This is a genomic window from Pseudoalteromonas sp. GABNS16E (genome assembly GCF_028598715.1).
In the GTDB taxonomy this organism is placed as follows: domain Bacteria; phylum Pseudomonadota; class Gammaproteobacteria; order Enterobacterales; family Alteromonadaceae; genus Pseudoalteromonas; species Pseudoalteromonas atlantica.
This window is the reverse complement of sequence record NZ_JAQREZ010000001.1, coordinates 77,756-104,037: the sequence shown is the minus strand read 5'-3', so window position 1 is coordinate 104,037 and position 26,282 is coordinate 77,756. Positions and strand designations below refer to the sequence as shown.

Annotated in this window: 25 protein-coding genes; 24 read left to right on the top strand and 1 reads right to left on the bottom strand. The window is 41.1% G+C overall.

Annotated features, from left to right (window positions below; translation table 11 throughout):
- The first annotated feature begins 173 nt into the window (after positions 1–173).
- From rimP to PSI06_RS00335, 24 genes are all read left to right on the top strand, one after another.
- Positions 174–629 carry a ribosome maturation factor RimP gene (gene rimP / locus PSI06_RS00450; RefSeq protein ID WP_004585883.1) on the top strand — a complete coding sequence of 152 codons (456 nt, stop codon included), beginning with the start codon at positions 174–176 and terminating at the stop codon, positions 627–629.
- A 38-nt stretch (positions 630–667) separates the two neighbouring features.
- Positions 668–2,167 carry a transcription termination factor NusA gene (gene nusA / locus PSI06_RS00445; RefSeq protein WP_273602923.1) on the top strand — a complete coding sequence of 500 codons (1,500 nt, stop codon included), beginning with the start codon at positions 668–670 and terminating at the stop codon, positions 2,165–2,167.
- A gap of 25 nt (positions 2,168–2,192) precedes the next feature.
- Positions 2,193–4,850, top strand: a complete 2,658-nt coding sequence (gene infB / locus PSI06_RS00440) for a translation initiation factor IF-2 (protein WP_004585885.1) — start codon at positions 2,193–2,195, stop codon at positions 4,848–4,850.
- A gap of 109 nt (positions 4,851–4,959) precedes the next feature.
- Positions 4,960–5,367 (top strand): 30S ribosome-binding factor RbfA, encoded by a 408-nt coding sequence (gene rbfA, locus PSI06_RS00435; RefSeq protein WP_004585886.1) that lies wholly within the window; start codon positions 4,960–4,962, stop codon positions 5,365–5,367.
- Positions 5,367–6,311 carry a tRNA pseudouridine(55) synthase TruB gene (gene truB / locus PSI06_RS00430; protein WP_273602924.1) on the top strand — a complete coding sequence of 315 codons (945 nt, stop codon included), beginning with the start codon at positions 5,367–5,369 and terminating at the stop codon, positions 6,309–6,311. Before rbfA ends, truB begins: the two co-directional genes overlap by 1 nt.
- A gap of 109 nt (positions 6,312–6,420) precedes the next feature.
- Entirely contained in the window at positions 6,421–6,690 is a 270-nt protein-coding gene (gene rpsO / locus PSI06_RS00425; RefSeq protein ID WP_004585888.1) for a 30S ribosomal protein S15, read from the top strand.
- Between the two features lie 499 nt (positions 6,691–7,189).
- The gene (gene pnp / locus PSI06_RS00420; protein WP_273602925.1) at positions 7,190–9,316 is read left to right on the top strand and encodes a polyribonucleotide nucleotidyltransferase; all 2,127 of its coding nucleotides are present in this window, start codon (positions 7,190–7,192) and stop codon (positions 9,314–9,316) included.
- A gap of 140 nt (positions 9,317–9,456) precedes the next feature.
- Entirely contained in the window at positions 9,457–10,335 is an 879-nt protein-coding gene (gene nlpI, locus PSI06_RS00415) for a lipoprotein NlpI (RefSeq protein WP_029773956.1), read from the top strand.
- Positions 10,319–11,452 (top strand): hypothetical protein, encoded by a 1,134-nt coding sequence (locus tag PSI06_RS00410; RefSeq protein ID WP_273602926.1) that lies wholly within the window; start codon positions 10,319–10,321, stop codon positions 11,450–11,452. Before nlpI ends, PSI06_RS00410 begins: the two co-directional genes overlap by 17 nt.
- 154 nt (positions 11,453–11,606) lie before the next feature.
- The gene (locus PSI06_RS00405; RefSeq protein ID WP_273602927.1) at positions 11,607–14,399 is read left to right on the top strand and encodes a monovalent cation/H+ antiporter subunit A; all 2,793 of its coding nucleotides are present in this window, start codon (positions 11,607–11,609) and stop codon (positions 14,397–14,399) included.
- The gene (locus tag PSI06_RS00400) at positions 14,399–14,752 is read left to right on the top strand and encodes a Na+/H+ antiporter subunit C (protein ID WP_004585893.1); all 354 of its coding nucleotides are present in this window, start codon (positions 14,399–14,401) and stop codon (positions 14,750–14,752) included. The genes PSI06_RS00405 and PSI06_RS00400 overlap by 1 nt, the downstream gene beginning before the upstream one ends.
- Entirely contained in the window at positions 14,749–16,266 is a 1,518-nt protein-coding gene (locus PSI06_RS00395) for a monovalent cation/H+ antiporter subunit D (RefSeq protein ID WP_273602928.1), read from the top strand. Before PSI06_RS00400 ends, PSI06_RS00395 begins: the two co-directional genes overlap by 4 nt.
- Positions 16,266–16,802 carry a Na+/H+ antiporter subunit E gene (locus PSI06_RS00390; protein WP_055253050.1) on the top strand — a complete coding sequence of 179 codons (537 nt, stop codon included), beginning with the start codon at positions 16,266–16,268 and terminating at the stop codon, positions 16,800–16,802. The genes PSI06_RS00395 and PSI06_RS00390 overlap by 1 nt, the downstream gene beginning before the upstream one ends.
- Complete coding sequence (locus tag PSI06_RS00385; RefSeq protein WP_004585896.1) at positions 16,796–17,065, top strand: K+/H+ antiporter subunit F; 270 nt, start codon at positions 16,796–16,798, stop codon at positions 17,063–17,065. Before PSI06_RS00390 ends, PSI06_RS00385 begins: the two co-directional genes overlap by 7 nt.
- A 9-nt stretch (positions 17,066–17,074) precedes the next feature.
- A complete protein-coding gene (locus tag PSI06_RS00380) occupies positions 17,075–17,407 on the top strand; it encodes a Na+/H+ antiporter subunit G (protein WP_004585897.1) in 333 nt (110 codons plus the stop codon).
- Positions 17,408–17,699: 292 nt separating this feature from the next.
- Complete coding sequence (locus tag PSI06_RS00375) at positions 17,700–18,197, top strand: DUF2059 domain-containing protein (protein WP_054982209.1); 498 nt, start codon at positions 17,700–17,702, stop codon at positions 18,195–18,197.
- Between the two features lie 150 nt (positions 18,198–18,347).
- On the top strand, positions 18,348–18,785 hold the full coding sequence (locus PSI06_RS00370) for a MerR family transcriptional regulator (protein WP_273602929.1): 438 nt from the start codon (positions 18,348–18,350) through the stop codon (positions 18,783–18,785).
- Complete coding sequence (locus tag PSI06_RS00365; RefSeq protein WP_273602930.1) at positions 18,782–21,025, top strand: heavy metal translocating P-type ATPase; 2,244 nt, start codon at positions 18,782–18,784, stop codon at positions 21,023–21,025. Before PSI06_RS00370 ends, PSI06_RS00365 begins: the two co-directional genes overlap by 4 nt.
- A 10-nt stretch (positions 21,026–21,035) precedes the next feature.
- On the top strand, positions 21,036–21,386 hold the full coding sequence (locus PSI06_RS00360; RefSeq protein WP_273588963.1) for a cupredoxin domain-containing protein: 351 nt from the start codon (positions 21,036–21,038) through the stop codon (positions 21,384–21,386).
- Between the two features lie 101 nt (positions 21,387–21,487).
- The gene (locus PSI06_RS00355) at positions 21,488–21,703 is read left to right on the top strand and encodes a TIGR02450 family Trp-rich protein (protein WP_273602931.1); all 216 of its coding nucleotides are present in this window, start codon (positions 21,488–21,490) and stop codon (positions 21,701–21,703) included.
- 539 nt (positions 21,704–22,242) lie between these two features.
- Positions 22,243–22,455, top strand: coding sequence for a calmodulin-like protein (locus PSI06_RS00350; RefSeq protein WP_004585903.1), 213 nt, complete (start codon positions 22,243–22,245; stop codon positions 22,453–22,455).
- A gap of 422 nt (positions 22,456–22,877) precedes the next feature.
- Positions 22,878–23,081: a hypothetical protein gene (locus tag PSI06_RS00345; protein ID WP_024033777.1), complete on the top strand. Its 204-nt coding sequence runs from the start codon at positions 22,878–22,880 to the stop codon at positions 23,079–23,081.
- A gap of 73 nt (positions 23,082–23,154) precedes the next feature.
- A complete protein-coding gene (locus tag PSI06_RS00340; RefSeq protein WP_273602932.1) occupies positions 23,155–23,361 on the top strand; it encodes an EF-hand domain-containing protein in 207 nt (68 codons plus the stop codon).
- 232 nt (positions 23,362–23,593) lie between these two features.
- The gene (locus PSI06_RS00335; RefSeq protein ID WP_273602933.1) at positions 23,594–24,538 is read left to right on the top strand and encodes an EAL-associated domain-containing protein; all 945 of its coding nucleotides are present in this window, start codon (positions 23,594–23,596) and stop codon (positions 24,536–24,538) included.
- A gap of 52 nt (positions 24,539–24,590) precedes the next feature.
- Here the strand turns inward: PSI06_RS00335 and PSI06_RS00330 are convergent, their stop codons facing one another.
- Positions 24,591–26,213 (bottom strand): M28 family metallopeptidase, encoded by a 1,623-nt coding sequence (locus PSI06_RS00330; protein ID WP_273602934.1) that lies wholly within the window; start codon positions 26,211–26,213, stop codon positions 24,591–24,593.
- Positions 26,214–26,282 lie beyond the last annotated feature (69 nt).

Below are 26,282 nucleotides of genomic sequence, written 5' to 3'. Positions count from 1 at the left end.
AGCCAAGCTTGGCCTGAGGCCACACAGTTTTATGCTTTATTGGTGTGACGCCCCGCTTGGTTCGGGGCGTTGTTGTATCTGCACCATTGATTTATGGCTTTGTCATTAAATCAAAACTTAAACTCAGTATTTTAGGGCTATAAGCCCTTTTTTTGTTTGTATGGAGGATTTTCGTGACAAAACTTGAGCAAGATTTATTAACCATGCTTACGCCTGCAGTAGAAATGTTAGGCTTTGAATTACATGGTCTTGAGTTTGTGCAAGCAGGCCGCCATTCTACCTTAAGGGTTTATATTGACCATGAGGATGGAATATCTGTTGATAATTGTGCGGATGCGAGTCGCCAAATTAGTGCGATTTTAGACGTCGAAGACCCAATTACAAACGAATATGATTTGGAAGTATCGTCTCCTGGTGTTGATCGTCCATTATTCAAACAAGATCACTACGAGAAGGCGCAAGGAGAGGAAGTACGCGTGCGTACTAAGCTTCCACAAGACGGTCGCCGTAATTTTAAAGGCGACTTAGTAGCAGTTAGTAGTGATATGATCACACTTAAAAGCGATGGCGAAGAGCACTTAATCATGCTTAGCAATATCGAACGTGCGAACATCATCGCAAAGTTTTAATTCGAGTGCGAAGGAATAGGGCAAGCGAGGCATTACCCATGGCAAAAGAGATATTATTGGTTGCTGAAGCCGTTTCCAATGAGAAAGCGGTTCCAAAAGAAAAGATTTTTGAAGCGTTAGAGTTCGCTCTAGCAACAGCGACAAAGAAAAAACACGATGGCGAAATTGAAGTACGTGTATCAATCGACCGTAAAACCGGTGATTACGACACGTTCCGTCGTTGGCAGATTGCAGAAGTTCAAGAAGATGGTTCTTTAGAAAACCCTTACAGCGAAATCACATTAGAAGCAGCTCAAGTTGAAGAACCTGACTTGCAACTGGGTGATTATGTTGAAGAACAGATTGAATCTATCAAATTCGACCGCATAACTACACAAATGGCAAAGCAAGTTATCGTACAAAAAGTACGTGAAGCTGAGCGCGCTTTAGTTGTAGAAGCTTATAAAGATCAAGAAGGCGAGCTAGTAACAGGTGTCGTTAAAAAAGCAACACGTGATGCAATCGTACTTGATTTAGGCAACAACGCAGAAGCGGTTATTTACCGTGACGATATGCTGCCACGTGAAAACTTCCGTCCAGGAGATCGTATCCGTGGTCTTCTTTACGAAGTTAAACCTGAAGCTCGCGGCGCACAGTTATTTGTAACGCGTTCAAAATCAGAAATGCTGATGGAATTATTCCGCATTGAGGTGCCAGAGATTGGCGAAGAAATGATTGAGCTTCGTGCTGCAGCACGCGATCCGGGTTCACGCGCTAAAATCGCCGTAAAATCTAACGACAAGCGTATTGACCCAGTAGGTGCGTGTGTTGGTATGCGTGGTGCACGTGTTCAAGCTGTATCATCAGAACTTGGTGGCGAGCGTGTTGATATCGTACTTTACGATGACAACCCAGCGCAGTTTGTTATTAACGCAATGGCACCGGCTGAAGTAGCTTCAATCGTAATGGATGAAGACACTCATTCAATGGATATCGCTGTAGAAGCTGATAACCTAGCACAAGCAATTGGTCGCAATGGTCAAAATGTTCGTTTAGCAAGCCAATTAACTGGCTGGGAACTAAACGTAATGACTGTTGAAGACATGCGCGCTAAAAACGAAGCAGAGTCAGATAAGTTAATTAACTTATTTACTGAAAACTTAGATATTGATGATGAATTTGCATCATTACTTATCAACGAAGGTTTCTCAACACTTGAAGAAGTAGCGTATGTGCCGGCTTCTGAGTTTTTAGAAATCGACGGCCTAGATGAAGAAACGGTTGATTTACTGCGCTCACGTGCAAAAGATGCATTAACCACTAAAGCGCTTAAAACGGAAGAAAGCTTAGAAGGTGTAGAGCCTGCTGAAGACTTACTTGCGCTTGAAGGCTTAGAGCGTCATCTAGCATTTGTTATGGCAAGCAAAGGTGTAATTACACTTGAAGACTTAGCTGAGCAAGGTATTGATGAATTGGTAGATATTACAGAGCTAACACCTGAAAAAGCAGGTGAGCTAATTATGGCTGCACGTAATATTTGTTGGTTCGCAGACGAGTAATTTATTAACGGAGGTATTACACACTATGGCAGAAGTAAATGTTGAAAAACTAGCCGGCGATATAGGTACAACTGTTGATAAATTGCTTCAGCAATTTTCACAAGCGGGTATCACTAAAAAAGCAGGTGATAATGTAACTGAAGCTGAAAAAGCACAGTTACTTGATCACTTAAGCAAATCGCACGGTGGTACTGGTTCAGATGGCCCAGCACGTATGACTTTACAACGTAAGAGCAAAAGCACATTAAGTGTAACGGGCTCTACGGGTAAGGCAAAAGCTGTTCAAGTTGAAGTTCGCAAAACACGTACTTACGTGAAAAAGAGCGCAATGGAGCAAGAGCAAGAACAGCAACGTCTAGCCGCTGAAGAAAAAGCGCGTATCGAAGAGCAGCAAAAAGCTGCACAAGAAGCCGCTGAATTAAAAGCGAAACAAGAGGCAGAACGTAAAGCAAAAGAAGACGCTGATCGTAAAGCCAAAGAAGAAGCTAAACGCAAAGCAGATGCAGAGCGTAAAGCTAAACAACAGCAGATGACCCCAGAGCAAAGTGCTAAGTCTGAGAAAGATCGCATCGAAGCTGAGCGTCTGCAGAAAGAAGCAGAAGAGGCCGCATTGAAGAAAGCTGAAGAAGAAGCGAAACGTCAAGCAGAAGAGGCAAGAAAGCTAGCTGAAGAAAATGAAGCTCGCTGGAAAAAAGAAGAAGAAGAACGTAAGAAACGCGAAGAAACCGCGGATCACCATCTTACGACTTCTACTTATGCACGTGAGGCAGAAGATGTTGCCGATGCACGTGATGAGCAAGGTTCACGCCGCGCGAAGAAAAAGAAAAAAGCCCCAGCAAAAGATAAATTTGCAGGCGCTAAAGGCCGTAAAGGCAAGCTAAAAGCACCTACATCATTGCAACATGGTTTCCAAAAACCAACTGCAGATGTTAAAAATGAAGTGCGTATTAGCGAAACAATTACAGTAGCTGAGCTTGCATCGCGCATGGCTGTTAAAGGCGCTGAAGTTGTTAAAACAATGATGAAAATGGGTGACATGGTTACCATTAACCAAGTGATTGACCAAGAAACAGCACAACTTGTTGCTGAAGAAATGGGTCACAAAGTTATCATCGTTAAAGAAAACGAATTAGAGCAAACAGTACTAAATGACCGTCATGAAGATGGTAAGTCTGAGCCGCGTGCGCCAGTAGTAACTGTAATGGGTCACGTTGACCATGGTAAAACATCAACGCTTGATTACATTCGTTCAGCTAAAGTTGCATCAGGCGAAGCCGGTGGTATTACACAGCACATTGGTGCATACCACGTTGAAACTAACGGCAACATGATCACTTTCTTAGATACACCAGGTCACGCCGCGTTTACATCAATGCGTGCACGTGGTGCTAAAGCGACAGATATCGTAATCCTAGTGGTTGCAGCAGACGATGGTGTAATGCCACAAACTAAAGAAGCGGTACAGCATGCTCGCGCAGCTGGCGTTCCTTTAATCATTGCTGTAAACAAAATGGATAAAGAAGGCGCAGATCCAGATCGCGTTAAAAACGAGCTAGCTCAGCTAGACGTTATCCCTGAAGATTGGGGCGGCGATACGCAGTACGTTCATATCTCAGCTAAAACAGGCTTAGGTATTGATGACTTACTAGAAGCTGTTCTTATGCAATCTGAGCTTTTAGAGCTTCGTGCTCCATCAGAAGGTATGGCAGCAGGTGTTGTAATTGAATCTCGTCTTGATAAAGGACGTGGTCCGGTTGCTTCTATCTTAGTTCAATCAGGTACCCTTAACCAAGGTGATATCGTACTGTGTGGTCTTGAATACGGCCGTGTTCGTGCAATGAAAGACGAAAACGGTAAAGACATTAAATCAGCAGGTCCTTCTATTCCTGTTGAGATTTTAGGACTATCTGGTATTCCGGCTGCAGGTGATGAAGCGACTGTTGTTAAAGATGAGCGTAAAGCGCGTGAAGTTGCTTTATACCGTCAAGGTAAATTCCGCGACGTTAAATTGGCTCGTCAGCAAAAAGCGAAGCTTGAAAACATGTTTACTAACATGGCTGAAGGCGATGTATCAGAAGTTAACGTGGTACTTAAAGCAGACGTTCAAGGTTCAATCGAAGCAATTTCAGACTCACTAACTAAGCTTTCTACTGATGAAGTAAAAGTGAAGATTGTTGGTTCTGGCGTAGGTGGTATCACCGAAACTGATGCAACACTTGCTGCTGCATCTAACGCAATCGTAGTTGGCTTCAACGTTCGTGCCGATGCATCTGCACGTAAAGTGATTGATACTGAAAACTTAGACCTTCGCTACTACAGCGTAATCTACGCGCTAATCGAAGAAGTTAAGCAAGCCATGTCTGGTATGCTTGCTCCTGAGTTTAAGCAAGAGATTATTGGTCTTGCTGAAGTACGTGACGTGTTTAAGTCTCCAAAAATTGGCGCAATTGCTGGTTGTATGGTTACTGAAGGTACTATTAAACGCAGCGCACCTATTCGTGTACTACGTGATAACGTGGTTATTTACGAAGGTGAGCTTGAGTCACTACGTCGCTTTAAAGATGACGTTCAAGATGTTCGTAACGGCATGGAATGTGGTATCGGCGTTAAGAACTATAACGATGTTCGCGTTGGTGACCAAATCGAAGTATTCGAAACAGTTGAAGTACAACGTACACTTTAATTGCTCGTAAACTAAGATTGTAAATGGGGGCTTTGCCCCCATTTCTGTATCCATTATTTAATTAACTTATTATTTTAATTCAGTAAGTTATGATTTTAGGAAAACAATCATGAGAGAATTTTCTCGCACTGATCGTGTTGCTCAGCAAATTCAAAAAGAAATTGCTGTAATTTTACAACGCGAAATTAAAGATCCGCGCTTAGGCATGGTGACAGTGTCTGCGGTAGAAGTATCGCGCGATTTATCTTACGCAAAAGTTTTTATTACGGTGTTTAATACCGAAGATGAAAACAAAGCAAAAGAAAGCGCAAAAATACTTAACGAAGCAACGGGCTATATCCGCTCGTTACTGGGTAAGCGTATCCGTGCTCGTATAATGCCTGAGCTTAAATTTGTAGTAGATAACTCATTAATGGAAGGGATGCGTATCTCTAACTTAGTGGACTCAGTTATTCGCGAAGATAACGCTAAACATGTTGATGATGAAACTGATAGCGAAGAAGGCACTAAAGACTAATGGCAAGACGCAGTAAAGGCCGTCCGATTGATGGTATTTTGTTGTTAAACAAACCTCAAGGCATTTCATCGAACAAAGCCCTACAGCAAGCTAAAGGTATTTATTTTGCCCAAAAAGCTGGCCATACCGGTGCGCTAGACCCACTGGCCACTGGCATGTTACCTATTTGCTTTGGTGAAGCGACCAAGTTTACCCAATTTTTGCTCGATACAGATAAAACCTATGTGGTAAGAGCAAAGCTAGGTGAGCGTACAACTACCTCTGATTCAGATGGCGAAGTGGTTGAAACCCGTGATGTAAACGTTACCACTGAACAGTTAGCTGCAGAAATTGAAAAGTTTTTAGGCGAGTCAGATCAGTATCCATCAATGTACTCAGCGCTTAAATATGAAGGTAAGCCTTTATATAAATACGCGCGTGAAGGCATTGAAGTACCGCGTAAATGCCGAAAAATAAACGTGTTTAGCTTAACGCTTGATGAGTTTGATGAAGCAAATAACGAAGTACAAATGACCGCCCATGTATCTAAAGGGACGTACATTCGTACCATTGTTGATGATTTAGGCGAAAACCTAGGCTGTGGCGCACATGTTATTATGCTGCATCGCTCAGCGGTTGGCCATTACCCTAAAGATAAAATGGTATCGCTTGAGCACCTTGAAAGCTTATTAGGCAAGGCCAAAGAAGAAGAGGTTGCCCCTTCTACATACCTTGATGAATTACTATTGCCAATGGATAGTGCATTGGTTGATTTACCCGTTGTAGAAATTAGCAAAGAGCAGGGTGTTTCGTTTAGCCATGGCCAAGCAGTCGTACTAGGCACTGATTTACCCGAAGGGGCGATAAAAGTCTTGGCTGATGGTGTATTTATTGGCACCGGTGAGCGCAACCCTGACGGGCATTTAAAATCAAAGCGTGGCTTGTCTAATCAGCAACCCGAGTAAACTTTAACTTGTAGTTATTCTCATAGTTGGTAGAATACGCCCGCTTAATCGTTTTGGCTGAATTAGTGATCGGCTAAAGCACCTATTAAATTTAACTTTTGGAGTTATTATGTCACTAAGCAATCAAGAAAAAATCGATATCATTGCTAAATTTGCACGTGCTGAAGGCGACACTGGTTCACCTGAAGTACAAGTAGCTTTACTTACTTTTGATATCAACAAGCTTCAAGGTCACTTTGCTGACCACAAGCATGACTTCCACTCACGTCGTGGTCTGCTTCGTAAAGTAAGTACTCGCCGTAAATTGCTTGATTACCTTAAAGGTAAAGATATCTCGCGTTATACTGCGTTAATCCAAGAGCTTGGCCTACGTCGCTAAGAACTTGATTACGAGAAAAGGAGCTTTATAGCTCCTTTTTTTGTGCCTAAATTTAAAGCTTCACACTCCATCGTTAACTTAATCTCCCTGCAATATAAATAACACCAACCTTGTGCTAGCACTTAACAATTAAGGTTAGGCAACGCTTGCAACCACTGCGTTAAAATTATCTTTAAGAACAATTTAATAGCGAATTATTCACCTAGCTATCTAAAGGTTTTTAATAGCTAAAAATTACACGCTTAATTAAACGCTTTGCGATAAAACAATTAAAAAATAATGTGGGAAAAGCGTTTACGTTTTATCTTTGGGTAGGCTCGAAATTTACGTCGCTTTGGTATATACTATGCGCGTAGATAAATAGGTTATCTGTAGTCATTAAAAATTTTGCCAATTGTAGTACTTAATTGATTTCCAACTGAATACAATTATGTACTGTAATTGGCCCTTTTAATGACACTTATTAATGAAATATAAAAACATTTAAGGAATATTTTAAGTGCAAGCAATTATTAAAGAATTTCAACTAGGTCAACACACAGTTACCCTAGAGACAGGTGCAATCGCACGTCAAGCAGACGGCGCAGTATTAGCAAGCATCGGCGACACGTCAGTATTAGTTACTGTCGTTGGTAAGCGTGAAGCTCAACCTGGTCAAGACTTTTTCCCACTAACAGTTAACTACCAAGAGCGTATGTACGCTGCGGGTCGTATCCCGGGTGGTTTCTTAAAGCGTGAAGGTCGTCCTAACGATGGCGAAACACTTATTGCACGTCTTATTGACCGTCCAATTCGTCCACTTTTCCCAAATGGTTTCGTAAACGAAGTACAAGTTATTGCAACCGTTGTATCTGTAAACCCTGAAATCCAACCAGATATGGTTGCGATGATTGGTACATCAGCAGCACTTGCTATCTCTGGTATCCCATTTAGCGGCCCAATTGGTGCGTCACGCGTTGGTTACATCAACGGTGAGTATGTACTTAACCCAACACTAAAAGAGCTTGAAGAAAGCCAACTTGATTTAGTAGTTGCAGGTACTGATAACGCAGTACTAATGGTTGAATCAGAAGCTGACGTACTAGCTGAAGACGTAATGCTAGGTGCGGTTGTATACGGCCATGAGCAATCTCAAGCTATTATCAACGCAATTAACGAATTTAAAGCAGAAGCGGGTAAGCCTACATGGGATTGGTCTGCACCTGAGAAAAACATATCGCTTGAAGAAAAAGTAGCTGAACTTGCTGCTGATAAAGTAGGTGAAGCTTACCGTATTACCGATAAAGTAGCGCGTAAAGAAGCATTAACTGCAGCAAAAGACGCTGTAATTGAAGCGCTTACAAGCGAGCTTGCTGAAGATGAAACACTTGATAAGCAAGAAGTAGGTAAAGTATTTGGTTCTTTAGAGAAGAAAATTGTACGTGGCCGCATCACTGCTGGTGAAAAACGTATCGATGGTCGCGAACCAGACATGATCCGTGCATTAGACGTAATGACAGGCGTATTACCACGTACTCACGGTTCTGCAATCTTTACTCGTGGTGAAACTCAAGCATTAGTTACAGCTACACTTGGTACAGAACGTGATTCTCAGTTAATCGATGATTTAACGGGTACTCACAAAAACCACTTTATGCTTAACTACAACTTCCCTCCATTCTGTGTAGGTGAAACTGGTTTTGTAGGTTCTCCTAAGCGTCGTGAAATTGGTCACGGTAACCTAGCTAAGCGTGGTATTTCTGCTGTAATGCCTACACTTACTGAGTTCCCTTACTCAATTCGTGTTGTATCTGAAATCACTGAATCTAACGGTTCATCTTCAATGGCATCTGTTTGTGGTACGTCACTAGCTCTTATGAACGCGGGTGTACCAATTAAAGCATCTGTTGCGGGTATCGCGATGGGTCTTGTGAAAGAAGATGAGAAGTTTGTTGTTCTTTCAGATATCTTAGGTGATGAAGATCACTTAGGTGACATGGACTTTAAAGTAGCAGGTACTACTAACGGTATCACTGCACTACAAATGGATATCAAGATTGAAGGTATCACACAAGAAATCATGCAAATTGCGCTTAAACAAGCAAAAGCTGCACGTTTACACATTCTAGGTGTGATGGATGAAGCGATTTCTGCTCCTTCTGAAGAATTATCAATGTTTGCTCCTCGCATCTACACTATGCAAATTCCTGCTAAGAAGATTGCTGAAGTAATCGGTAAAGGTGGCGCTACAATCCGTCAACTTACTGAAGAGACAGGCACAACAATTGAAATTGAAGACGACGGTACAATTAAGATTGCTGCAACAGACGGTGAAAGCGCGCAAAACGCAATTACACGTATTGAGCAATTAACAGCAGAACTAGAAGTAGGTACTATCTACACTGGTAAAGTTGTACGTATTGTTGACTTTGGTGCGTTTGTAAACATTCTTCCTGGTAAAGATGGCCTAGTGCATATTTCTCAAATCAGCACAGAGCGTGTTAACAACGTAACTGACCACTTAAGTGAAGGTCAAGAAGTTAAAGTTAAAGTACTAGAAGTAGACCGTCAAGGCCGTGTACGTCTAAGCATTAAAGAAGCAATGGAATCAGCAGCACCTGCAGCTGATGAGTCGAAAGACGCATAATTGCTAAACTTTAACCCGTTAATATACGCGGGATAATAAAAAAGGGGCTGTTTAGCCCCTTTTTTTATGCTTTAATGAAACCTTATTAGACAAGGTCTGTCTTATTTTTATTGCGATATATCTTGGTATTAAGGATTTTAATGATACTCAAACATTTAGCTTTGGCATCTTTTGCTATTTTGTCTTTAAGCGCTTGCCAAACCACGACTGAATCAAAACCTACGCCGATTGTTAATGTGCCTTTTACTGCACCCCTTGCATCTGACTTTAGAAGTGAAATTGCGATTGCACGTTACTCTGAGCTATTAAATCGAGCCGATTTAAGTACCGAGCAACAAGCTAAGCTTTATTATGACCGTGGGGTATTATTTGATAGCTTAGGAATGACCACGTTATCGCGCATTGATTTTAACCGCGCTATAAAACTAAAGCCTGATTTAGCTGAGGTGTATAACTTTTTAGGTATTCAGCACACGTTAATGCAGCAATACGAAAAAGCGTATGAGTTTTTTGACTCAGCCCTTGAGCTTAATGAAGAGCATGAATACGCTTATTTAAACCGTGGTATTGCACTGTATTATGGTGAAAGAGCAAACCTAGCGCAAAGTGACTTTGATGAGTTTTTAGCGCGTTCACCCAACGATCCTTACCGTGTTTTATGGCTTTACCTTGCACAGTCGCAAGAGGATAAACAACAAGCATTAGCGGCTCTTAAAACAAATGCTGCAGCCCTTGATGAATCGCAATGGGCGTATCAGCTAATTTCGCTTTATACCGGCGATATGAGTGAACATACGTTTTTATCGGGTATTAGCGAGGGTGTTAAGTCAGAGCAAGAATACGCACAGCGCTTGTGCGAGGCGTACTTTTATTTAGCCAAAATGCATCAAGCAGCCGGTGAGCAGTTTTTAGCTGCTGATTACTTTAGGTTGGCATTATCCACTAATGTGCATGAGTTTATTGAATACAAATATGCACGTTTAGAGCTTGAGCTTATGGCTGGTGCAGACGCTAGTTAAATACCCGTGTTATCTGATTGGTTTGCTATTTAGCCTGTTTATTGCAGGCTCTAGCAACCAGTTAAGCAGCATTAGCTTTTGGCATGTACTTCACGCTCAGGCTAATCCACTGCAAAGTTATTGGCAATTTCCCCGTTACTTTTCAAATAATATTGCGCATCTTCCCGAGCTGACATTAGGCTTTTTAGCGCGTAAAAATATCCCATCAGCCCAGTACAATTATTCTTTAAAACTGATTAATGCAAGCAAAAACGAACAAGCAAAGTTATTTTGGCTACAAAGTATTGAGCATGTTGGGCATAACAAGCGCCAACAACTCGCGCATGCTCTTTTAAAGCAAGGTCGCTGGAATGACCTTCAACTATTGTTAGCTCAAAACTTACTGCCTAAAGGCGCAGCATTTAACCACTTAGCGCTGCACAAAGGGAGTGACTATGAGCAAGTTTCGCCTTCCTTTTTACATCAGCTTGGTTTTGCAGCGTTAAATACACGCCCGCCGATTAACAATAGCTGTAGTTACAATGTGCTGCTATTAGGTGTAAATAGAGAAGCCTTGTTTAAGTTATCAAGTTTTGCCGCGCAGTATAATAAAAAACCTGAGCCGCAAAGCGGGGCGTATTGCTTAAGTAAACCGGTTTACGCTGGGGGCGCAATTGACTGCGCTACCACTTCGGGCATGGCTAATTGCCTATGGCAAAAGGCGTACTTAAAAGCGCAGTCTACTAACGGCTATGACTACACTGTAATTATGGGTACGAGCGGCAGCGCCAATGTAACAGGTAAAAAAATGCAGCTAAGTACCCAAGCAAACTATAATGTATTTTTGCATGAGCTAATGCACTTTAGTGGTTTTGAAGATGAATATACGCTGCCTATTTCTAAACAGCGCTGGTTGTGTAAACGCCAAGGATACGTAGCCCCAAATTTATATATATCGCAAGGTGAGGCTGCGCCAAATGGATGGCACAAAAGCTTAAGTTGCCAGCAAGGCGGCGTGGCATATAAGCCAACTAAGCAATGGTCAATTATGCAGTATCAACAACTCGGTTTATCAAAGCGGTACAGGGCTTTGTGGGTTGATCAAATCAATGCTGCTAAAACCGCTCAGCTTGATTAAATTTAAATCGATTAGGCTTGCTATCTATAGACAAAATGGCCGTTTATAAGTATAACTGTACGTATTAATGTCGTTTAAAAACAGACAGTAAAAGCATCTTTTCGTGATGTATAAAACGTAAGGATAAACTTATGATTATAAAAGGCCCTACATTATGACTTTGCTCTGGATACCTTTGTTATCCTTAATTGGCAGTGTTATTTCTTCATGCACCGGCAAACTATCCCGTACGCAAGCTGCAGCTGTCACTGTACTTGCCCCTTTAGCAGCATTAGGTATTACGCTATACCACACCCCCGCTATTTTGGCAGGTGAAACGATTCGTTATGCTGTAACGTGGATCCCCGCTGTTGGACTGGACTTATCATTTCGTCTTGATGGCTTGAGCTTACTGTTTATGTTTATGATTTTAGGCATAGGCATACTGGTAATTACCTACGCACGTTATTATCTGAGCAAAAACGACTCCTTAGCTAAGCTCTATAGTTACTTATTGCTGTTTATGACCGCAATGCTGGGCATTGTTATGTCTAACAATGTTATTCAGCTTTGGCTGTTTTGGGAATTGACCAGCATTAGCTCGTTTTTATTAATTAGCTATTGGTGGCATAAAACAGAAGCACGAAAGGGCGCTCGCATGGCGCTAGCTGTTACCGGTGCCGGTGGCTTAGCATTGCTGGCAGGTTTAATGTTAGTGGCCGATATCGTTGGCAGTTACGACCTAGATGTAATTTTAGCTAGCAAGGCAATTGTTCAATCACATGATTTATACGAAACAGCACTGGTATTAGTTTTGCTAGGTGCATTTACTAAATCGGCACAGTTTCCATTTCATTTTTGGCTACCTCACGCTATGGCAGCCCCAACCCCTGTTAGCGCGTATTTACACTCTGCGACTATGGTAAAAGCAGGTATATTTTTATTAGCGCGTTTTCACCCAGTACTTTCAGGTACAGATACTTGGTTTTTACTGGTTGGTTTAACCGGTTTAACAACGCTTTTATTTGGCGCTTATATCGCCTTATTTAAACACGATTTAAAGGGCCTGTTAGCGTACTCAACCATTAGCCATTTAGGGTTAATTACCCTGTTATTGGGCCTAGATACTGAGCTCTCTACTGTGGCGGCAATATTCCATATTATTAATCATGCCACGTTTAAAGCCTCGCTATTTATGGCAGCAGGTATAATTGACCATGAAACTGGCACTCGTGATATGCGTAAGCTTAATGGTATGTGGCGGTATTTACCGTATACGGCCACACTTGCCATGGTTGCGGCTGCTTCAATGGCGGGTGTGCCATTGCTTAACGGCTTTTTATCTAAAGAAATGTTTTTTGCCGAAACCTTACATCAGCAAGTGCTTGGCTCTATGTCGTGGTTAATCCCGGTGTTAGCCACTATTGCAGGGGCGTTATCGGTGGCTTATTCATCGCGTTTTATTCACGATGTATTTTTTAATGGCGAACCAATTGATTTACCACGCCAGCCGCATGAGGCTCCGCGTTACATGCGACTCCCTATTGAAGTACTGGTTGTGCTGTGTGTGCTGGTTGGTTTGTTCCCGCATTTTTCAGTCGATGGCATTTTATCTGCTGCGTCTTTGGCTGTACTTGGTCAAAAGGTACCAGAGTACGAACTGGCTATATGGCATGGTTTTAACTTACCGCTATTAATGAGCGCCATGGCAGTAGTGGGTGGTTTGTTTATTTATATAAATCGTAAATACCTATTTCAATTTCAAGCATCATTACCGCCACTTAATGCTAAAAAAACCTTTGAGCTAATTGTGCTTAAAGTTATTAATTGGTGCCAAAGCAGGGTAAGCACTATCGAAAACGGCTCATTGCAACGCTACATTTTTGTAATGCTGGCGGTGGTATTATTATGTGCCGGTTGGCCATTATTTGAAATGCAACAATTAGCGGGCAGTATGCCGCGTATTCCGGTTGATGTGCATAACGCAATAGGTGCAGGCCTACTGATTATAGGTGCTTTTGCTACCGTTATTTGGCATCGCTCACGCGTAGTTGCGTTACTAATGATTTCTATTGTAGGACTTATGGTGTCGGTGGCGTTTACGCGTTTTTCTGCGCCCGACTTAGCACTTACGCAATTAACGGTAGAAGTAGCAACCGTTATTTTATTAATGTTGGCGTTGTTTTTCTTACCACAACATACGCCTAAAGAGTCTAGCTCGTTACGAGTACTCAGAGATTTAGGGATAGCCTCAACATTAGGTGTTGTGGTGGCAAGTATATGTTATGCATTACTTACACGCCCACTCGAATCCATATCAGATTTTTTCATAGCCAATGCCAAAACAGGAGGTGGCGGTACCAATGTAGTAAACGTTATTTTGGTTGATTTTAGGGGCTTTGACACCCTAGGCGAAATAACCGTATTGGGTATTGCAGCGTTGGGTATATTTAAAGTGCTTTCTCGTATTCCATTGTTCATGCCAGCTAGTGATGGTGAAGGGCGCCCATGGGCACGCGAGCGCCACCCTATACTACTTGCCAGTATTTCGCATAGCTTATTACCGCTTGCATTATTAGTATCGGCTTATATTTTCTTACGTGGTCATAACTTACCTGGCGGCGGCTTTATTGCAGGGTTAGTAACATCAATTGCCTTTATATTGCAGTATATGGCTCATGGCTCAGCTTGGATAAGCGAGCGCTTTGCAGTCAACTACCGTAAAATTATTGCATCAGGTATCGGTATTGCCTTGTTTACTGGAGTCGGTAGCTGGTTCTTTGAACGGCCGTTTTTAACTACGTGGTTTGATTATTTCGATATCCCATTTATTGGCAAAACAGAACTTGCAAGCGCAATTGTGTTTGATTTAGGCGTTTATTTAACAGTGGTTGGAGCCACGTTAATGATATTAGCAAGCCTTGGCAACATGACAGCAGATACCCAGAAAAAAGAGGTAAATATTTAATGGAGCTATTATACGCATCTTGCGTTGGTGTATTAGTTAGTTGTGGTGTGTTTTTACTGCTAAGAGCCCGTACGTTCCCGGTAGTGCTTGGCCTTACTATGATTTCCTATGCCGTTAACTTATTTTTGTTTTCTGCGGGTCGCTTAACCATAAATAAAGCGGTTGTGCTTGGCACAGGGGCTGAATATGCCGACCCTTTACCTCAAGCACTAGTACTTACTGCAATAGTGATAGGGTTTGCAATGACTGCGTTTGTGGTTATTTTAGCTATACGTGGTAGAGCCGATTTAGGAAGCGATCATGTTGATGGGCAAATCATCAAAAGTGCAGCCGATAGCAAGGAGCAAAAATGATTCAACATTTAACCTCTTTGCCTATTTTATTACCCATGTTGGCAGCGGTAATATTGCTTTTGCCACCCTGTGGTAAAAGTTTACGTATTCGCCGTATTGCCTCATCAATTATGGCGGTGATCACATTTGTTGTTAGTGCATTGCTGTTAATCCATGTATATAACAGTGGTATCAATGTATACGCTATTGGTAATTGGTCTGCTCCTTTTGGCATAGTGCTTGTTGCCGATATGCTTTCTACTTTATTGGTTGCACTCACATCCTTTTTAGGAATGGGAGTCATTTTATATGGCTGTGCCGGCGATGATGCAAAAGGAAACTTTTTTCATCCATTAGTTCATTTTTTAATATTAGGTGTTAATGGGGCATTTTTAACGGGTGACTTATTTAATGTATTTGTATTTTTTGAGGTGTTGTTGATTGCCTCATACTCACTACTTATGCATGCCGGAGATAAACAAAATACCCGTGCAGCGCTCCAATATGTAATATTAAATTTGGTTGGCTCGAGCGTATTTTTAATTGGTTTAGGTATTTTATACGGCGTACTGGGTACATTAAACATCGCTGATATGACGCAAAAAGTAGCCCTGTTGACTGGCGATGATGTCTATTTGGCGAAGGCCGGCGGCTTACTGCTGTTAGTTGTATTTGCTTTAAAAGCCGCATTGCTCCCTTTGCACTTGTGGCTACCAAATACTTATGCCAGTGCAAAGCCTGTGGTTGCCGCTTTATTTGCTATTATGACCAAGGTGGGTGTATACGCCATGCTGCGCGTTTATACCGTTATTTTTGGTGAGCAAGCCGGTGAGCTTGAACATATGGCGCAATCGTGGTTATGGGGCTTAGCCATTGCTACTATAGTGGTTGGTGCAATTGGCGTAATGGCTGCGCAAGATTTACGTAAGTTAACGGCAAATTTAGTTGTTGTATCAGTAGGGACGTTAGTCGCTCTAATTGCACTGCAAAACGTCACTGCAACAGCTGCACTGCTTTATTATTTAGTACACTCCACATTAGTCAGCGCTGCACTATTTTTATTAGCTGATTTAATTGCCACACAAAGGGGCAAAGTAGGGGATAGACTGGTTGCCGGACGAGCCGTAAACCAACCTTACTTATTGGGAGCATGCTTTGTAATTGCTGCATTAACCGTAGTAGGTATGCCGCCGCTATCGGGGTTTGTTGGAAAAGTTTGGATCCTCAAAACAACCTTAAATAGCGAGCAAGCCTTACTATTTTGGCCTGTCTATTTAATTGCTAGTTTTGTTTTATTAGTTGCACTTTCTCGTGCTGGTACAAGTATGTTTTGGGAAAGAAAAGGCAATAAAACAGAAAGCGCCGAGGGCGAAAATGCTCACCCATTACAAGTGATGATAATTGTAGGGCTACTTGCGTGCTCACCTTTGTTAGTTGTTTTTGGCGGACCAATAAGTGAATACATGGTCAATGCTGCTACGCAATTGCATGATATAAGTGGTGGCATTAATGCAGTTATGAAGGGAGGTGAGTAATGAGGTTACAAGCCCGTTATCGTTGGTTGCCAACGCCGTTTCGTAGTTTGTTTTTATTCTTAATTTGGTTGTTGCTTAATAATAGTGTATCCGCAGGGCATATAGTATTAGCTACTTTTTTTGCGATATTTATACCGCTATTAAGTGTTTCATTACGTGATCCGCAACCCTTAATACTAAAACCAGGTTTGGCACTAAAACAATTACTCATTGTACTTTACGATATAGTGGTTGCTAATTTGCAGGTAGCCTTATTAATCGTTGGCCCAGCTAAAAAGTTACGCCCTGCTTTTGTTAAAGTGCCTATAGATTTAATACACGATATGCCCATTACAATTCTTGCCAGTTGTGTATCTCTTACACCTGGTACAGTAAGTGCCGAGGTATATCCTATTCCTGAGTCACTAGATGAAGGCGAAAAGCCTAAACAGCGCTATTTACTTATACATGTGCTTGATTTAAAAGATGAAGAGGCACTTATTAAACAAATTAAACAGCGCTACGAAGCTCCCCTAAAGGAGATATTTCAATGTTAGATACTGTATTACTTATTGTATTTGCCATGATTGGTTTATCGTTACTGTTAAACCTATGGCGATTAATTATTGGCCCCTCAGTGCCTGATAGAGTTTTAGCCCTAGATACTATGTACATTAATGTTATCGCGTTAATTATTTTATACAGTATTAGTATGGGCACTGGTTTGTACTTTGAAGCCGCGTTATTAATCGCGATGCTTGGCTTTATAAGTACTGTTGCAGTTTGTAAGTATTTACTACGCGGCGATTTAATTGAATAGGATATTAAAATGATAAGCGAGTGGGTTGTATCAATATTACTGCTTTTTGGTGGTCTATTTATTTTAATAGGATCGCTGGGCTTAATTAAATTACCTGATTTTTACATGCGCTTACACGGCCCTACTAAAGCAACAACACTGGGTATGGCTAGCATATTAATTGCTGCAATGGTGTTTTTTGCAACGTCGGTGCACACCATAAGCGTAAAAGAGATTTTAATTACCGTGTTTTTATTAATTACTGCCCCTATTAGTGGGTATATGTTAATAAAATCAGCGATTCATCATAAGCTTAAAGCAAAGGAAGGCACAAAAGGGCTCGATAACGTAGAAGACGATTAGCCCCAGTGCACTGATAAAAAGGCCAAATAAACATGTTTTATTTGGCCTTTTTAGTATGGATTTACACATTTACAAACTATTTTATACCCGTTCGCATAATTAAGTAATTTATTCTGAGGCTGGTAAAACGTGTTGATAATTTAGTAAAAAAATTAGCTATTTAGTTGTTCAGAATGAGCATTTTTTAACGTAAGTAGCGACACGTTTAGCCCTGCAAAATGAGTAAGTATTATTGCGGATTGATATTAATCATGTGAGTATGGTCTTACTTTTTATATTTAAGGATATGACAATGGCTAAGGCACTATTACTTTCGTTACTTATATTTTCTGGCAGCGTATTGGCTGACGAGGCAACTAAGCAGCAAAAAATAGATGAGCTGATAAACGTGATGAACATGGATGCTATGGTTGACTCTATGTACGGGCAAGTTGAAGGCATGATGAAAAATATGTCTGCACAAATGGGTGTTAAGCCCTCTGAGCAAGCTATTTTTGATAAATACTACGCAGATATGACCAACGTACTTAAAACCGAAATGAGCTGGAAAAAAATGCAGCCGATGATGGTTAACGTTTACGACAAACATTTTAACGAGCAAGAAATTGCCGACATGTTGGCGTTTTATAAAACTGAAACAGGGCAAAAAATTCTCCAAAAAATGCCCGTAGTAATGCAAGAGTCTATGCAAATGTCGCAAAGCCTAGTGCAAGATGCAATGCCAAAAATTCAGCAAATAGCCGGAGAGCTAAGTGAAGAGCTAAAAGCCTCTCGCCAACAAGAAAATTAATCTCTCTGCCTCTTTTTAAGCGTGCTCATTAGCGCGCTTTTATTTTATCAGCTCCAGTAAATTTAAATTATGCTTTAATGCTCCCCTCTATTGACCTGTGTGTCACACATAGGTTTACAATTGAGCTCTAAAATCTAAGGGGGCTAAATTATGTATGTTAAGCAATTAGCGAAGTTAATGGGTGTAACGCCTGATACAGTTCGTCATTACACACGAATAGGCCTTTTAACGCCCATACGTAGCCAAAGTAATGGTTATCAACAATATACAAAAGCAGACCGCCAACGTTTACAGTTTATTATAGGCGCCCGAAAGCTCGGGTTTTCCCTAAAAGATATACAGCATATCATTGGCGAGTCAGAACAAGGGCATTGCCCATGCCCACTTACACGGCAAATTATTGCAAAACGTTTAGAAGAAACCGAAGCCTTGTTTCAAGAAACCCTTAAATTACGAGTGCGTATGCAAGCGGCGTTAAAACAGTGGGAAACATCGGCAGACGGCGCTGTTGCAAGTGATGTGTGTAGCTTAATAGAGACGTTTGTTGACCCACTTGTTGAGCCAAATAAAAGCGGAGATGTGCAATGAGTAGCAGTAAAACAACAGAGCAAAACTTTATTATTGAAGGTGCTAATTGTGGCAGTTGTGTAGCCAAAATAGAAAAAGCCCTCAATAGTGTGCAAGGCGCAAACAATGTCGAAATGAACTTTGCAGATCGCACGGTACGAGTAGAGGGCAGCGCGCAGCAAAGCACATTAATTAGCGCCGTTGAAAATATAGGTTACGGCGCAAAACCTATGGATAACACATCAGAGCAAGATGCGCTTGATGAAAAAGCCAAGTCAGACGAGGCACATTACAAAAAGCTAATGCGCAACATGATGCTGGCTTTAGGTGTGGGCGTACCGCTTATGATTTATGGGCTTATTTTTGATATGAGCGTAACAACCACTAGCCAGCGAATTGCATGGGGTGTGGTCGGTATTATCACGTTTGTCGTTATGGCTGTAGCAGGTAAGCAATTTTATAAAGGTGCTTGGCAGTCATTTAAAAATCATGGTGCTAACATGGATACGCTTATTGCTTTGGGAACGGGCACTGCGTGGTTATATTCAATGTTTGTTGTACTTGCGCCTAGCTTACTACCTGAGGTTGCAAGGCACGTTTATTTTGAAGCTTCTTCAATGATAATTGGGTTAATTAGTTTAGGTCTGGCTTTTGAAGTGAAAGCGCGTGGACGTACTTCGCAGGCTATTAAGCGTTTAATTGGCTTACAAGCAAAAACAGCCCGTGTAATACGCGATGGCGCAGAGCAAGATATAGACATTAGTGATGTGCAAAAGGGCGACCATGTAAGGGTACGCCCAGGCGAAAAAATCCCGGTAGATGGTGATGTGCTCGAAGGTAGCAGCAGATTAGATGAATCTATGCTCACGGGTGAGCCTATGCCTGTGAGTAAACAAGCTGGCGAAAAAGTGGTTGCCGGCAGCATTAATAAAAGTGGTACATTATTATTTGAAGCCACACATATAGGCCAAGAAACAACCCTTGCCAATATCATTAATATGGTAAAACGCGCGCAAAACTCTAAGCCTTCAATAGGGCGATTAGCCGATGTTATATCGGGCATTTTTGTGCCCACAGTAATGATAATTGCGATACTAGCAGCCCTTGCATGGTTGAATTTTGGCCCAGCCCCTTCAATTGCTTATGCAGTGGTAGCGTTAACCACCGTGCTGATTATTGCATGCCCGTGTGCGCTGGGTTTAGCAACGCCTATGTCGGTAATGGTGGGGATAGGTAAAGCCGCCGAGTTTGGCATATTAATTCGCAATGGCGAGTCACTGCAAACTACCTCTAAAATTACTACCATGATTTTAGATAAAACCGGCACCATCACCCAAGGTGCACCACAAGTAACAGATGTTGTAACGTTTAATAACGTAGATGAAAATAACGTAATGCAATTAGTGGCAAGCCTAGAGAGTAGCTCTGAGCACCCACTTGCGGAGGCGATTACACAGTACGCTAAAAAACAAAACGTAACCTTGAGTAAAGTTACCGACTTTGATGCCATTACCGGTAAAGGTGTAAGTGGAACGGTGAATGAGCAAACACTGTTATTTGGTAATAAAGCGCTTATGGATAAATACGAGATTGCAGTTGATGACGCTACTGAGCAAGCACACAGCTTTGCAAATGATGCAAAAACCCCGATGTACTTTGCCTGTAATAACCAACTAATGGCCTTAATTGCGGTAGCGGACCCGCTAAAAGAAGACTCAGTACAGGCAATTAAGCGCCTGCAAAATGAAGGTATTCATCTAGTAATGCTAACTGGCGATAATAAAGCGACCGCACACGCTGTAGCTAAAAAAGTCGGTATTGATGATTTTATCGCAGAAGTGTTGCCAGAGGATAAAGTAAACGAAGTTACTAAACGTCAACAGCAAGGCGAGATTGTAGGCATGACGGGTGATGGGATCAATGATGCCCCCGCGCTTGCTAAAGCAGATGTCGGTTTTGCAATTGGCACAGGTACAGATGTAGCCATAGAAAGCGCCGATATTACTTTAATGCGTGGCTCACTTCATGGCCTTGCCGATGCTATTGCCATTAGCAGCGCAACAATTAAAAACATTAAACAAAACTTGTTTGGTGCCTTTATTTATAACGTTGCGGGCATCCCTATTGCAGCCGGTGTGTTGTATCCGTTTATTGGTGTACTGCTAAACCCAGTAGTGGCGGGCGCAGCTATGGCGCTTTCATCACTGACAGTAGTCACCAATGCCAATCGCTTACGTTTTTATAAACCCAATAAGCGCTAAGGAGTCGATAATGTTTATGATAAATTTACTTGGTGCAGTATTAATAGTGGCCATTATTTATTGGTTTTGGCTTTATAAGCCAAAGCAAATACACAGTAATGATAATACGCAAACTATAGTGGTAGATAACGGCGTTTATCAACCAAGTCATATAAAGGTGGCGGCCAATAAAAAAGTAACACTTACATTTGATAGAAAAGACAGTGCACCGTGCGCCGAAACTATGGTGTTCCCGCAGCTTGATGTAAGTGAAAGCCTTGCAATGGGAGATAATAAAATCACTTTGCCTGCACTAAAAGCAGGTGAGTACGACTTTCATTGCCAAATGAAAATGTATAAAGGTAAGTTAATCGCTGAGTAACCAGTGAGTTGATGAAGTAACATTAATACGGCCTAACTTTATGTTGAGCTAAACAACGGGTTATGTCGTATTAGTGTTAATTAAGCACACTAGATTATTTAATGAATAACTTAAACCCTAAAAAATTACTAAACAGTAAGTGGACTGCCACTCCAGCTATCAACAAAGAAAAACACTTTATCATTGTAGAAGTAGAATACGATGAAGAGAGTAATGTAATTGAATGCATTACCGAGTCGGTATTTTCTAAAAATCAGTACCAAATACGCTGGCGAGATTTAAAAGACACACAAAAATGGCGTCAAGGCTGGAAGTAGTTAAATTGTTTTTATACTTTAAAAACGCCAATTTGTTATGCCCAACTAAATGCAATGCGCTCCCTTTTTAATTCCTGCCTTTTACTAAATTCGCCATTTGGCAACAAATGCCTGTTTTTTACAGGCTTGCCATGCTTTTAAAAAATAAACGCTAAATATTTTTTAAATATCAATATATTTCAATTGGTTATGTTTTAGGTTTTATGACGTTTAATTGTTTTAATTAAGCTGTTCAGCTTTAGTTTATTCTAAAACTTTCCCACATTATGTTTTTAGTTAGCTTTTAGCTCATGTGTGGCTTTTTTATAAATCATAAACTGCTGATTTTAATAGTTTATTTTAAGTGGCTCATCTAGCTGTTGCTAAAAAGCAACAAAAATACCCCTCGAAACTTAATTTTTTCATATACTTATTGTATAACTCGTTGTTTATTAAGTAAAAATAAAACATGGCACTGAAGTTGTAATAGCTAAGCTGTATTAAGCAAAACGTGGGTAACGCCAATTGGCTACTCCCCTAACCCTATGAAGGATTTCATTATGAAAAAGGCACAATCAACATTGGTATTAATGGCTTTAGCCTCTTCATCAGCGGCTTTTGCAGTAACAGATTTTGACACACTCGATAAAGATGGCAGTGGCACATTAAGCCCGTTAGAAGCATCTGCGGATGCTGAATTAATGAGTCAGTTTACAAAACTTGATACTGACAAAAACAACGAGCTATCTAAGAGTGAGTTCGACAAAGCATAAGGGAGTGCTTTGAGTAGTTAACGCCCAGTGGCACGTTAATTCTGAGTTGCCAAAGACAACCTAAGTAGGCAAGGGAGCTTACCATAAAGAATAACAAGGACAGTGTAATACATAGGGCATTTTATTATAAACGCATAGCGAAGGAATCGATATGTAAAAGCGATACCCGACTTTGCTTGCAATAGCGCTAGTATTTTCTGGCACATTTGCAAAGTTTGATACCAACACTAGCGGTAAACTTTTTAAAGCAGAGGTTTTACAAGCGTAGACGATTAATGCGCTGTGGTGTAAGCATGATTCTGAGTTGCCAAAGACAACCTAAATAGGCAAGGGAGCCTATTAAAAAGAATAACAAGGAAGTGAATTGTAACCACCTCAGTGCAAATTTATACAGGTAATGCATATTATTGAAGGATTACATTATGACTAAGCTGAAAACAACACTTGTACTTATCACCTTGGTGTCATCATCGGTGGTATTGGCAAATACAGAGTTTAAAACACCTATGCAAGGCGAAGGTGGTTTAACAAACCAAAGTGATCAATCAGCAGAACAAATAATGCAGCAATTAAATATGCAAAGCCGAAATGGCCTAACCGAAAACGATTTTTTTGAATACAAATAACCGATTCTCCCTTTATGGATCTCAGAAAAGGATTTCTTCCCCTTTGCCAAGCACTTAGCCTAAGGAAATGATTATGAAAAAATTTATCGCATTTCTAGCACTTGCCTCTTCATCAGCGGCGTTTGCCGCGGTCGACTTCAACAGTTTTGATGCCAATGGTGATGGCGTAATTAGCAAAACAGAAGCACAAGCCAACGCACAGTTAGCACGGTTGTTTGATAAGCTCGATACAGATAAAAATGGTGAGCTTTCACAGCAAGAGTTTTCTAAAGTACAATAATTTTATGGCGTAGTTTTACGCGCTTAAAATTTATCAGGTCATACTCACAAAGCAGTTAAGTAACATTTACTTAGCTGCTTTTTTTGTGTATGGCGCAAGCATAACGGCTTTTTCACCAAAGAGGTGCAAATGAGCGCAAGTTAAAACTTTAACCTTATGAATAAAAACACTTTTTACACTTGGTTTTAAACTTGCTTAGTTAACGCTATAGCAACTGAGTGAGTACACAATTATGGCGCGAATGAGTTATATAAGTAGTGTTGAGCGCTACCATGAGTATGAGCAAGTAATACACAGCTTGCTTGACTCTATTTTAATGAGTATTGAAGATGGGCTTAACAAAAATCGAGATACGCGTTTTTTAGTAAAGCAATATCCCTTTTTAGAGCTGCAATATTGTTTAAACGAATCTGGGCTTCAGCAAGGCAATAACGTTTGCTTTAAGCGTGCCTATAAAAAATTAGCCGAGCAAGGCAATCAGCAAGATTTAAGTGAGCGCCCTTACTTTTTACAATCTAAACAAACCGATTCGGTGTGCTTTACCGATCCGTATATTTCTATCGCAACGAATCATTTATGTATTTCGGCTATTAAAGAGTTAAAAAAGCCAATTAACCAGCAGCATTATTTAGTGTTAGACGTATGCTTAACCCAGTTAATTGAGTTTGTAATGGGAGACAGCGCGCGTGCCGGTATTTCGCCTTATTTTAAAGCGGGTTATGGGGTGATTGTGGCGTGTTTATTTACTTTGGTACTCTTTTTACTGGGCATAGTATTTAACGATATATATGCATTATTAACCCACTTTGACTCAGCGTCTGATCCCCTCGAGCCCTTTAGCATTATTATATATATTACTTTAGCGTTGGCCGTGTTTGATTTAGGAAAGACCATTCTCGAAGAAGAGATTTTAATGCATAAGGATATATTTAGGCACTCTTCTACACGGCGCACAATTACTCGGTTTATATCTACCGTGCTAATTGCAATATCTATTGAGGCGCTATTAACCATGTTTAAGGCAGCGTTGGGGCAGGATGAATACTTATTACCGGCCATTGCGATGATGCTTGCGGTGGTAGGGCTTTTAATAGCCTTGGCTATTTATGTGTATTTAGGAGCAAAAGCCGAAACCTTACTAATGCGGGCGCGCTCAAAATTAAAATCCTCCAAGTAGGAGGATTTTAATGCGATTGGTATGATTATTATTTAGCTTTAAACTTTACCTACTAATGCGGCTTATCTTGCTCGCGCTTTGCTTTAAAGTCTGAGGCACTCGTCCATGTAGGCCAATCGCCATTGTTAGCAAGCTGCGTGGCTATATCAACAATAAGCTCTATGTCTTGCTTTACGCCACCTAATGACCACTGCGGCGAGTAATCGTCGGCTTCTTTATGGTATTTATGCGCAATGTAATCAGGGTCGGTATCGCCAAGACTCATAAATAATAAACTAGGCACACCTTGCTTAGCTAAAGAAAAATGATCTGATCTAAAAAACAAACCGTTTTGCGGGCGAGGGTCCATTTTAACAACGCGACCTTGCGCTTTTGCCGCGTTTGCTAGGTAGTTTTCTAGGGTGGATAAATCTTTACCGTATTGCAAAATGTAATCAGTGCCATCTAGCACATTCATTCCGTCAATATTTAATAGCCCGACCATTTGTTTAGTGGGCACAACGCCACCGGTTGCAAACTCTTGCGAGCCAATGAGGCCAGTTTCTTCTGCGGTAAAATTAGCAAATAAAATAGAGCGTTTAAACGGTGTTTGCTGGTGGATTTGATTCATAATGCGGGCAATTTCAAGTGTGGCCGCTGTGCCAGAGGCATTATCCACTGCGCCGTTATAAATTTTAGGGCCGCTGTCGGTTTGCTTGGTACCAAAATGATCCCAATGAGCACCTATTACCACGTACTCATTAGGGGCGTCGCTTCCTGTAATTTGCGCAACTACGTTATGTGACTTGGCATGCGATACTTCGTTTTTAAATGAAAGGTTGGCTGTTAAATTAAGCGCTGTGGCTTTAAAGTCATCACTTAAAGCCTTTTGTTTTAAATTTTGATAGTTAAGCTGCGCGGCATTAAAAATTTGCTCAGTAGTATTAAGTGTTAGCCAGCCCATAACTGGGAGCTTAGAAGCGTTTAGGTTATTGTCCATCAGGGTGTATTTAGTCCCTGTGTTTGAGCTTTCAACCACGCCCCAAGGGTAAGCCGCAGGGGCAGTTTCGTGTACAATAAATACCGCTTTGGCACCTTGGCGTGCGGCTTCTTCGTATTTGTAAGTCCAGCGGCCGTAGTAGGTCATAGCGTTACCTGTAAATAACGCATCGTTTTGTGTAGCAAAGCCAGGGTCGTTTACCAATACAATAACGGTTTTACCTTCAACATTAATGTTTTCGTAATCGTTCCAGTTGTATTCGGGGGCATTAATACCGTAGCCCACAAATACAATGTCAGAGTTTCGTACATCTATTACTGGCTGTAATTGCTCTGTACGGGCGGTAAAATCGTTACCTGCTTTAAACTTTAAGTCGCCCACCTGCAATTGCATATTTTGATTGGCCGTGACCATTGCCATTTTTACCGGCTGTAAAAACTTGCCATTATACGCCCCAGTTAAACCCATAGCTTCGTATTGCTCGCTCAAGTAACCCACTGTTTTTACTTCACCATGAGTAAGTGGGCCGCGACCTTGAAAGTCATCAGAGGCGAGCGTTTTTATATGCTGTTTAACGTTATTTAGGCTTACGCCGGGCGTATTTTCTAAAGAAGAATGCTCGCTTGCAGGTTCAGAGCAACCAAAGAGAGCGACTAGCAGGCTTAGGCTAGCGCTTTTAAAAAAAGTAGAGGCCATAGTTTTCTGAATAGTTTTAAAAATTGGCTTTTAATATAAAGGAAGCACTGATGTGAGTCGAATATTTAT